The 11,159-nt window shown below is 71.5% G+C and carries 5 protein-coding genes; 4 read left to right on the top strand and 1 reads right to left on the bottom strand.

Features of this window, described 5'->3' with window-relative positions:
* Positions 1–2,077, bottom strand: a 2,077-nt coding sequence (gene glnE / locus HOQ08_RS09055; RefSeq protein WP_291193488.1) for a bifunctional [glutamate--ammonia ligase]-adenylyl-L-tyrosine phosphorylase/[glutamate--ammonia-ligase] adenylyltransferase, incomplete at its 3' end; no start/stop codon positions are given.
* Between the two features lie 196 nt (positions 2,078–2,273).
* Between glnE and HOQ08_RS09060 the strand changes: the two genes are divergently transcribed.
* From HOQ08_RS09060 to HOQ08_RS09075, 4 genes are all read left to right on the top strand, one after another.
* Entirely contained in the window at positions 2,274–4,097 is a 1,824-nt protein-coding gene (locus HOQ08_RS09060; RefSeq protein WP_291193490.1) for an LTA synthase family protein, read from the top strand.
* A gap of 475 nt (positions 4,098–4,572) precedes the next feature.
* Complete coding sequence (gltB, locus tag HOQ08_RS09065) at positions 4,573–9,006, top strand: glutamate synthase large subunit (RefSeq protein WP_291193492.1); 4,434 nt, start codon at positions 4,573–4,575, stop codon at positions 9,004–9,006.
* The gene (locus tag HOQ08_RS09070; RefSeq protein WP_291193494.1) at positions 9,003–10,436 is read left to right on the top strand and encodes an FAD-dependent oxidoreductase; all 1,434 of its coding nucleotides are present in this window, start codon (positions 9,003–9,005) and stop codon (positions 10,434–10,436) included. Before gltB ends, HOQ08_RS09070 begins: the two co-directional genes overlap by 4 nt.
* 223 nt (positions 10,437–10,659) lie before the next feature.
* Positions 10,660–11,022 (top strand): hypothetical protein, encoded by a 363-nt coding sequence (locus HOQ08_RS09075; RefSeq protein ID WP_291193496.1) that lies wholly within the window; start codon positions 10,660–10,662, stop codon positions 11,020–11,022.
* Positions 11,023–11,159: the final 137 nt, after the last annotated feature.

Raw genomic sequence — 11,159 nt, forward strand, 5'->3', positions numbered from 1 at the left:
CCTCGCCGCCCAGGCTGCCGTAGCCATACACGGCAAAGCCGGAGCCTTCGCCCGGCAGGCGCCCGTGCTGCGCGACCAGCTCGCGTTCGGCCAGGGCGGTGACGGCCTCCACCACCGCCGCCGCCAGCGCGGCGAGCCGGCGCGCAGTCGCCGCCGCATCGGCGCGGCCGTCGTTGAAGGCCAGGCCGAGGCGGAAGGCGATGCTCGCCTTGAACTCGTTGATGCGCTCCAGTTCGGCTTCCGCCTCGCGCTCGTCCAGCGTGGACAGCACACGGCTGATCTCGGCGCTGATGTCGGCGCGCTTCAGCGGCAGTTGGTCTATGCGCGGAACTAGCACGTCGTCCAGCAGCAGCGGCTGGGCGATCACCCGCTCGGCCAGGAAGGCGCTGTCGGCGAACAGCTTCGCCAGGCGCGCGCGCGCGGCCGGCTGTTCCTCCAGCAGCGCGAGGTAGGCCGAGCGCCGCGCCACCGCCTGCACCAGCCGGCACAGGCGCAGCAGGCAAGGCAGCGGCGCGGCGCTGGCACGGGCGGCACCGATCAGGTGCGGCATCAGGTGGTCCAGCCGCTCGCGGGAGCGCGGCGACATGGCGCGGACCGAGGACGCCTGCGGCAGCTTGGCCAGCGCCTCGGCCGCCTCCTGGCCGGGCACGAAGCCGGAGGCCTCCAGCACACCGGCCTCCGGCGTGCCTGTGCAGGCCTGTTGCCACAACGTGGCGTCGGCCACCTCCACGCGAGCGGCGCGGCCACCGGCAGGGACCAGTACCGCGGCGAATTCCTCGCTGACGACGGCGCGGTGGTGCGCCAGTTCGGCCTCGAGCGCTTCCCATTGCTCGTGCCCCAGCCCGCGCGCGATGCGCTCGCGGCTGAGCGCGTCGTCGGGAAGGTCGTGGGTCTGCGCGTCACGCAGCATCTGTACCCGGTTCTCGACCCGGCGCAGGCACTGGTAGGCCTCGCGCAACGCCTTGGCGCGCGCCGCGCCGATGAGCCCTCGGGCCTCGCAGGCGGCCAGCGCCGGCAACAGCCCGCGTACGCGCAGGGAGGGTTCACGGCCGCCGCGGATCAGCTGCGTCAGCTGCACGATGAACTCGATCTCGCGGATGCCGCCGGGGCCTAGCTTGAGGTTGTCGGCCAGGTCCTTGCGCGCGACCTCGGCGTCGATCAGCGCCTTCATCTCGCGCAGGCCGGCGAAGGCGGTGTAGTCCAGGTACTTGCGGTACACGAACGGGCGCAACAGCTCCTGCAGTTGCTTGCCGGCGGCGCGGTCGCCGGCCACCGGGCGGGCCTTGATCCAGGCGTAGCGTTCCCAGTCGCGGCCCTCGCTCTGGTAGTACTGCTCCATCGCGGCGAACGAGAGCGCCGGCCGCCCGGCATTGCCGAACGGGCGCAGGCGCAGGTCCACGCGGGCGCAGATGCCATCGTCGGTGGGCTCGTTGAGCAGGCGCACCAGCAGGCGCCCCAGCCTTACGAAGTACTCGCTGTTGTCCAGCGCGCGCGCGCCGTCGCTCTGGCCGCCGTGCGGATAGGCCAGCACCAGGTCGATGTCGGAAGAGAAATTGAGCTCGGAGCCGCCGAGCTTGCCGAAGCCGATCACCACCAGCCGCTGCAGCGCGCCCTCGTGGTCGCGCGCGTGGCCGAAGCGCGCGGCGAGCGAGCGCTCCGACCAGCCCAGCGCCGCTCCCAGCAAGGCCTCGTACAGCACGCTGGTGGCCGACAGCGTCTCGGCCAGGTCGTCCAGCCCGTTGACGTCGCGGAACACCAGCCGCAGCGCCTCGGCGTGGCGGAAGCGGCGCAGCGCGGCCAGGGTGGCGACCTCATCCTGCGGCAGGGCCAGCCCCCCGATGCGGGTGCCGGCGTCGCCGCCGGCGCGCAGCCGCTCCAGCCCGGCCCGCGCCAGCAGCTGCGGCTGGCGCCGCCAGACCTCGAAGGCGAAGTCGCTGGCCGCCAGCGTGGCGCGGATGCGCTCGGCCACGCCGGCATCGTCGTGCAGCGCCACCCCGGCGGCGCGGCAGCGGGCGGCCAGCTCGGCGTAGCGGTCGTCGATCAGCGCGCGCAGCGCGGGACTTTCGGTGGCAGGCATCGGCCCATTGTGCCGCAGCGCGGCCCGCATGAACCGCCAGCAACCGCTTGCGCGGGGCGAACGAGCAGTTCATTTCCGCCCGATTACAGTCATCCTTCCCCATGTGACCGGTGCGACATCTCCCATGCCCCACCCCACCCGACCGACGACCGCACGCTGGCGACCGCTTGCCGGGCGCATGGCGGCTGTTGCGCTGATGAGCCTGGCCTTCGTGCTGCTGACCGGCCTGATCGACGGTGGCGCCGGCGTCGTGCCGCCGCGCCTGCTGGACCAGGCGCGCTTCCCCCTCGCCAACGCCTGGCCGGGGCTGCTGGGGGCCTGGCTGCTGCTGGCGCTGACCCGGCGCCTGCTGTTTTCGTTCGGCGTGGTGTTCCTGCTGCAGGGGCTGGTCTACGAGGTCAACGCGCTGAAGGTCGCCAACCTGGGCAATCCGCTGATGCCGGCGGACTTCCTGATGGTCGACCAGCTGCGCAAGGGTGGCGCGCACGTGCTGCTGAGCTACCTGCCGCACAGTCCCTGGCCCTACCTCGGGATGCTGGCCGCCGTCGCGCTGGTGGTGGCGATGTGGCGGCTGGAGCCGCCGCTGTTCGCCCGGCGCACGCACGGCGGACGGCTGCTGTCCGGCGTCGCCGCCGCCGTGCTGCTGGCGAGCCTGCTCGGCGGCCTGGCCGTCTGGGGCAAGCTGTACAACGGGCGCGTGCTGTGGCTCGAGCCCTGGTCGGCCAGCTCGACGGCGACCCACTCGGGGCTGGTCAGCTCGCTCCTGATGTTCCACCTGCAATACGGACACGGCAGGAGGGTGGCCGATCCGGCCGCGGCCAAGGCCCTGATCGCACAGAACAGCCAGGCCCTGCACGACCGCTTGCAGCCGGTTTCGCCGGCCAGCGGCGAGTTGCCGGACATCGTGGTGGTGCAGAGCGAATCGTTCTTCGATCCCCGCAGCATGCGCGGCTACGAAGCGAGCGATTTCACGCCCAACCTGCTGCGCCTGGAGGAGCAAGGCCTGAGCGGCCCGCTGCACGTGCCCACCTTCGGCGGCGGCACCATCCGCACCGAGTTCGAGGTGCTCACCGGCCTGTCGCTGCGCTACTTCGACGAGCTGCAGTTCCCCTACCTGACGCTGCACCAGAAGGTGGTGCCCAGCCTGGTGCGTACCCTGCGCCGCCACGGCTACACGACCACCGCGCTGCACGGCAACGACCCGTCGTTCTGGAACCGCACCAGCGCGTTCAAGGCGATCGGCTTCGACCGCTTCGTCTCGCAGTCCTCGTTCCCCAAGGACGCGCCCAACGACGGCAAGTACATGGCCGACAGCGCGATGACCGACGAGATCATGGCGCAGCTGAAGGATGCCGGCCCGCCGCAGTTCCTGTTCGCGATCAGCATCGAGGCGCACGGACCCTACGACGTCCCGCCGGCGAACACCGCCGAGCGCGATGCCATTCCCGTGCCCGACGGCATCAGCGGCAAGGACAAGCTGGAACTGCAGACCTACCTCTATCACGCGCGCCACGCCGACGCCGAGCTGGGCCGCCTGGCCAAGCTGCTGGCGCAGCGCGGCCGCCCCACCCTGCTGCTGTTCTACGGCGACCACCTGCCGGCACTGAGCAACAGCTACGCCATCACGGGCTTCGTCGACAATGGCGACATGCTGCGGGAGCCGGGCGTGTGGCTGCTGCTGGATCCGCGCAACCCCGGCGCGCCACAGCGCGAAAATCTCGCCTCCTGGATGCTGCCGGGCAAGCTGCTGGAGGCCGCGGGCGTCCACGGCGACCCCTATTTCGCCCTGACCCAGGTGCTGGCGCCGCAGTTGGCCGACCTCACCTACGCGCCCGGCGCGCCGCCGCCGGACCAGACCGCCGAGCAGCAGGTGATCGACCAGGACATGGCCAGCGTCGCCCTGTTGCGCCTCAAGGGCAAGCTCGATGCGTTGATGCCACCCCGGCCGGCAGGCTCCTCCGTCGCGACGGCAAGGGCGCCCTCGCCTGTCCAGGTTGCCGCCTACGGCGCACACCGCTAGGGTCGTCGCGGCGGACGTCTGGACGTCCGTCCATCCTGTCGCTTTGCTCCTGCCCCCCGGTGGCCCGCCGATTTAGGCACCGACGCCACGATGCGCGTCAAGCCGGGCGAGCACGGGTGCCGGCACCGGCCTACGTGCACTTCACCGGGCTCCACCTTGCCTAGTTTTTTTGCGTCTGCACATAGGCACCGAAGCAAACCGCACGCGGGCATTTCGCGGTGCTGCCGTCTAGGCATCCCAGGCCCCCTGTTGCCGCATGGCCGCCATCTCCTTGCAAATCGAGGCTTCGCGCATCGGCAGGGCGCGGCAACCGGCCGCTCGTTCAGGTAGACGCCTGTCCATGCAGATTGGACGTCTAGCCGTCCATCATCCATTGTTTGACGCATCGCAGCATTTGTGCTCAAGTGGAGCCGTTCGCGCATGCCATGCCGCATCCATGACGCATGCGTGCCTTTCGCCAGGCAGAGCAGGTGCCATGCCAGAGTCTCGAATCGCCTCCTTGTACGACCCCGCCTTCGAGCACGACAGCTGTGGCTTCGGCCTGGTCGCGCAGGTCGACGGCCGCGCCAGCACCGATCTGGTGGACGCGGCGTTCACTGCGCTGGCGCGTCTCTCGCACCGCGGCGGCGTGAACGCGGACGGCATCAGCGGCGATGGCTGCGGCGTACTGATCCGCCGACCGACCGCATGGTTGCGTGCGCTGGCGGCGGAGTCAGGGCTGCACCCGGCCGCATGCTTCGCGGCGGGCCTGGTATTTCTCGATCCCGAGGATGGCCGCGGCGCGAGCGTGCTGGAAACGCAACTGGCCGAGGCCGGCCTGCGCGTGGCCGGCTGGCGCGAGGTAGCGATCGACCCGCAGGCCTGCGGCCCGCTCGCGGCGGCGGCGCAGCCGCGGGTGCGGCAGGTGTTCGTCGACGCCGCGCCCGGCATGGCGGAGGACGCGTTCGAGCGCGCGCTGTTCCGCGCGCGTCGCCGCGCCGAACTCACGATGGCCGGCGACGCGCACTTCTACGTGGTGACCTTGTCGGCGCAGGTGATCGGCTACAAGGCGATGGCCGCGCCCGGCCGGCTGCGCGAGGTCTACGCCGACCTGCGCCATCCCTCGCTGGCCAGCGACGCGGTGGTGTTCCACCAGCGCTTCTCCACCAACACTACGCCGCAGTGGCGCCTGGCGCAGCCGTTCCGGCTGCTCGCGCACAACGGCGAGATCAACACCATCCGCGGCAACCGCCGCTGGATGCAGGCGCGCGCGGCGGTGCTGCGCTCGCCGCTGCTGGACCTTTCGGACATAGGCCCGCTGGTGCGCCAGGACGGCTCCGACTCCGAGAGCCTGGACAACGCGCTGGAGGTGCTGCTCGCCGGCGGGCTGGACCTGCTCGCGGCGATGCGCGTGCTGGTGCCGCCGGCGTTCGCCGCGCGCGAGAACCTGGACGAGGACCTGGCCGGCTTCTACGAGTACTACGCGCTGCACAGCGAGCCCTGGGACGGCCCCGCCGGCCTGGTGATGTGCGACGGCCATTACGCCGCCTGCACGCTGGACCGCAACGGCCTCAGGCCCGCGCGCTGGGCACTATCGGACGACAACCACCTGATCGTCGCCTCCGAGGCGGGGCTGTGGGACCTGCCCGCCTCGCGCATCGTGGCCAAGGGCCGGCTCGGACCCGGCGAGATGCTCGCGGTGGACTTCACGCAGCACCGCCTGCTGCACGATGCCGACATTGACGCGATCAACCGCGCGCGTGCGCCGTTCCGCGACTGGCTGCGCGCGGGCGTGAGCTACCTGGAATCGGACCTGATCGACCCCTCGCTCGCGGCCGAGCCGCTGCCGCCGGACGAACTGCACCGCTACCAGAAGCTCTACGGCCTCACCCGCGAGGAGCGCGAGAGCGTGCTCAAGGCGATCGCCGAGCTGGAGGCCGAAGCCACCGGCTCGATGGGCGACGACACGCCGGTCGCCGCCATGTCGCACCAGGTGCGTCCGCTGTTCGACCGCTTCCGCCAGGCCTTCGCGCAGGTCACCAATCCGCCGATCGACCCGCTGCGCGAGAAGCTGGTGATGTCGCTGGTGACCCAGTTCGGGCCCGAAGGCAACGTGCTGGAGCTCAAACCCGAGAACGCGCGGCAGGTGCTGGTCAACTCGCCGATCCTCTCGCAGCGCAAGTTGCGCCAGCTGCTGGCGCTGCCGCAGTTCGCCGGCACGCCACGCTTCGACCTCGACTACGCGCCCGAGGAAGGCCTGGAGGCGGCGCTGCGCCGGCTTTGCCGCGAAACCGCCGATGCGGTGCGCGCCGGTCATGCGCTGGTTTTCCTGAGCGACCGCTACCCCACGCGCGACACGCTGCCGATCCACGCGCTGCTCGCCGTCGGCGCGGTCCACGCGCATCTGGTCGAGCAAGGCCTGCGCTGCCAGTGCAACCTGCTGGTGGAGACCGCCACGCCGCGCGACCCGCACCAGTTCGCCTGCCTGGTCGGCTTCGGCGCCACCGCGATCTACCCTTGGCTGGCCTACCAGAGCCTGTTCGAGCTGGGCCGCGAGGGCCGCATCGCCAGCGACCGCTTCGAACTGGGCCGCAGCTACCGCCGCGGCATCCGCAAGGGGCTTTTGAAGATCCTCTCCAAGATGGGCATCTCGACCATCGCCGGCTACCGCGGCGCGCAGCTGTTCGAGATCGTGGGGCTGGCGCCGGAAGTGGTGGAGCTGTGCTTCCCCGGCACGCCCTCGCGCATCGGCGGCGCCGGCTTTGCGGAACTGGAGGCCGACCAGCGCGTGCTCGCCGCCGAGGCCTGGGAACAGGCGCGCCCGCTGCGCGTGGGCGGCCTGTACAAGTACGTGCACGGCGGCGAGTACCACATGTACAACCCCGACGTGATCGCCACGCTGCAGAAGGCGGTGCGCAGCGGCGAGTGGCTCGACTGGCGTGCCTATGCCGACGCGGTCGACCGTCGCCCGCCTTCGGCGTTGCGCGACCTGCTGGCGCCGCAGCCACTGGGCGCTCCGCTGCCGCTGGACGAAGTCGAGTCGGCCCAAGCCATCCTCAGGCGCTTCGACTCGGCCGGCATGTCGCTGGGTGCGCTCTCGCCCGAGGCGCACGAGGCGCTGGCGATCGCCATGAACCGGCTTGGCGCGCGCAGCAACTCCGGCGAGGGCGGCGAGGACCCGGCGCGCTACGGCACCGAGAAGATGTCGAAGATCAAGCAGGTCGCCTCCGGCCGCTTCGGCGTCACGCCCGCGTACCTGGTCAACGCCGAGGTGCTGCAGATCAAGATCGCGCAGGGCGCCAAGCCCGGCGAAGGCGGCCAGCTGCCCGGACACAAGGTCGACGCCACCATCGCGCGGCTGCGCTACGCCAAGCCGGGCATCGGCCTGATCTCGCCGCCGCCGCACCACGACATCTATTCGATCGAGGACCTGGCGCAGCTGATCCACGACTTGAAGGAGGTGAACCCCGCCGCGCTGGTCTCGGTGAAGCTGGTCAGCCACGCGGGCGTCGGCACCGTGGCCGCCGGCGTGGTCAAGGCCGGCGCGGACCTGATCACCGTCAGCGGCCACGACGGCGGCACCGGCGCCAGTCCGCTCAGCTCGATCAAGTACGCCGGCACGCCGTGGGAACTGGGCCTGGCCGAGGCGCAGCAAACGCTGCGCCGCAACGCCCTGCGCGGCCGCGTGCGGCTGCAGACCGACGGCGGCCTGAAGACCGGGCTGGACGTGGTCAAGGCCGCGATGCTGGGCGCCGAGAGCTTCGGCTTCGGCACCGGCCCGATGGTGGCGCTGGGCTGCAAGTACCTGCGCCTGTGCCACCTCAACAACTGCGCCACTGGCGTGGCGACCCAGCACCCGGTGCTGCGCGCCGAGCACTTCACCGGCCTGCCCGAGATGGTGGCGAACTACTTCCGCCTGCTGGCCGAGGACGTGCGGGCGCACCTGGCACGGCTGGGCGCGCGATCCTTAAGCGAGATCGTCGGACGCACCGACCTGCTCGCGCAGATCGAAGGTCACACGCCGGTGCAGCGGCGGCTGGACCTGGCACCCCTGCTCGGCGGCCTGGACGCCGGCGCGGCTGCCGCCTGCGTGCTGCCGCGCAACCCGCAGCGCGACGAGGCCACGCTCGCAAGGCAGATCGAGGCCGACACCGCACCGCTGGTCGAACTGGGCGCCGGCGGCTGCTTTCGCTATCCGATAAACAACATCGACCGCGCCATCGGCGCGCGGCTGTCCGGCGCCATCGCGCGGCGCTGGGGCGACGCCGGCCTCGCCGAGCCGATCGTGCTGGAACTGGACGGCAGCGCCGGGCAGAGCCTGGGCGCGTGGAATGCGCGCGGCCTGCACATCGAGCTGACCGGCGAGGCCAACGACGGCGTCGGCAAGGGCATGGCCGGCGGGCGCATCGTGGTCAGGCCGCCGGCGGATGCGGCCTACGCCAGCCAGGATGCGGCGATCATCGGCAACACCTGCCTGTATGGCGCCACCGACGGCGAACTGTTCGCCGCCGGCCGCGCGGGCGAGCGCTTCGCCGTGCGCAACTCCGGCGCGCTAGCGGTGGTGGAGGGCGCCGGCGACCACTGCTGCGAATACATGACCGGCGGCGTGGTGGTAGTGCTGGGCAAGGTGGGCCTCAACTTCGGCGCCGGCATGACCGGCGGCTTCGCCTACGTGCTGGACCTCGAGCGCGACTTCGTGGACTGCTACAACCACGAGTTGGTCGACCTGCTGCGCATCTCGCCGGAGGGCATGGAGCACCACATGCAGCACCTGCGCCGGCTGATCGAGCGGCACGTGGCGCATACCGGCAGCGCCTGGGGCGAACGCATCCTGCGCGACTTCCGCGGGCTGCAGTACAAGTTCTGGCTGGTCAAGCCCAAGGCCGCGAGCCTGGCCGCACTGGCCGACGAGTTGCGGAGTGCGGCATGACCGACAAGCTCTTCCAGTTCCTCGACCTGCCCCGCCAGCCTCCGCGCACCGTGCCGGTGGCGATCCGCGTGCTCGGCTACGGCGAGATCGCCGGCGAATTTGCCACCTCCGAAGCCGCCGCGCAGTCGGGCCGCTGCATCGATTGCGGCAACCCCTACTGCGCGCATGCCTGCCCGGTGCACAACCACATCCCGCAGTGGCTCAGGCTGGTGCAGGAGGGCCGCATCACGGAGGCGGCCGCGCTGATGTACGAAACCAACCCGCTGCCGGAGATCTGTGGCCGCGTCTGTCCGCAGGACCGTCTGTGCGAGGGCGCCTGCACGCTGGAGCAGACCGCCTTCGGCGCGGTGACCATCGGCAGCGTCGAGCGCTGGGTCACCGACGAGGCGCTGCGCCAGGGCTGGCGGCCGGATCTTTCGCAGGTGCGCGAGACCGGCCGGCGCGTCGCCGTGGTCGGCGCCGGACCGGCGGGGCTGGCGTGCGCCGACCGGCTGCGCCACGCCGGCGTGGCGGTCGACGTGTTCGACCGCCAACGCGAGATCGGTGGCCTGCTCACCTTCGGCATTCCGCCATTCAAGCTGGACAAGGCGGTGGTCCGCACGCGGCGCGCGCTGCTCGAAGGCATGGGCGTGCGCTTCCACCTGGGCGTGGAGATCGGCGCCGGCATCCCGCTCGGGGATCTGCTGGCCGACTACGACGCGGTGTTCCTGGGCACCGGCGCCTACACCTTCGTCGACGGCGCCCTGCCCGGCCGCGCGCTGGCCGGCGTGCACGATGCGCTGCCGTTCCTGGTCGCCAACGTCGAGCGCCTGCTCGACGACGCGCCGCTGCCAGAGGCATTGAACCTGGCCGGCAAGCACGTGGTGGTGCTCGGCGGCGGCGACACCGGCATGGACTGCAACCGCACCGCGCTGCGCCTGGGCGCGGCCTCGGTGACCTGCGTCTACCGCCGCGACGAGGCGAGCATGCCCGGCTCCACGCGCGAGGTCGGCTACAGCCGCGAGGAAGGCGTGCGCTTCCTGTTCCAGCGCCAGCCGGTGGCGCTGCTGGGTGAAGGCGGACGGGTGTGTGCGGTGCGCGTGGTGGCTACCGAACTGGCGGACGACGGTCATGGCCGCCTGCAGCCGCGCAACGTGCCGGGCACGGAAACCGAGCTGCGTGCCGACGTGGTCATCCAGGCCTTCGGCTTCCGCCCCAGCCCGCCAGCCTGGTGCGCCGCGCACGGCCTGCAGCTGCACGCCGATGGCCGCCTGCGGGTCGGTGGCGATGGGCGCCTGCCGTTCCAGACCACGCACCCGCGCGTGTTCGCCGGCGGCGACAACGTGCGCGGCGCCGACCTGGTGGTGCGCGCCGTGCACGACGGCCGCGAGGCCGCAGCCGCCATCGCGCAGGCACTGCAGGTAGCCGCGGCGGCGCTCGAGACCGCCTGACGGGCGAAAGTGAGCTCAGCCCAGCAGGACGCTTTTGCGAAGAAAAGGCCGGCGGGCTGAAGCCCTACGACGCCGCTCCCCTTCACCGCGCGTGGACACCATCGCGTTCATTGATCTGTCCGCGCGCTTAAGGCCGCAGGCGGCGATTCAGAGAGCGCTCGGGTTCGGGCCCCTAGCGTCGGCATCGCTGTACCCGCCCGCACAACAGCCCATGGAGCGACTCATGCACAAGATCCTGCCTGCCCTCATCTTCGGTGCCAGCGTGTTCGCCATTCCCGCCTTCGCGCAGGTCGCCCCCGGCCAATCCGCCACCGGCGCCCGCGGTTCGGCGCAGGCGAGCGTCTCGACCACCGGCATGCCCTCCAACACGGGCGTGGGCGCTGGCGCGAACGCCAGCACCAGCACGGATGCCTCGGGCAACTCGACGCTTGGCCTGGGTGGCCTGCTCAAGCAGACCCAGGGCGATCCCTCCGACACGCCGGCGGACGAAGGCGCCGGCCCGACCGGTTCGCTCGATACCAAGGCCGATGCCAAGGCCGATGCGAAGGCGCGTTTGAAGAAGTCCCGCGGCGCGCACGGACACTAAGGTTTTCGCCAAGCGCCACCTGCTCTCCGGGCACCTTCCCCCGTGAAACGAGGAAGGTACTCCGCGCCCGCTCAGGCGGCGTCTTCCACCGCCACGAAGCCGCCGGTCTGGCGCTCCCACAGCCGCGCGTACAGGCC

The sequence above is a fragment of the Frateuria sp. genome (genome assembly GCF_013362045.1).
In the GTDB taxonomy this organism is placed as follows: Bacteria; Pseudomonadota; Gammaproteobacteria; order Xanthomonadales; family Rhodanobacteraceae; genus Frateuria_A.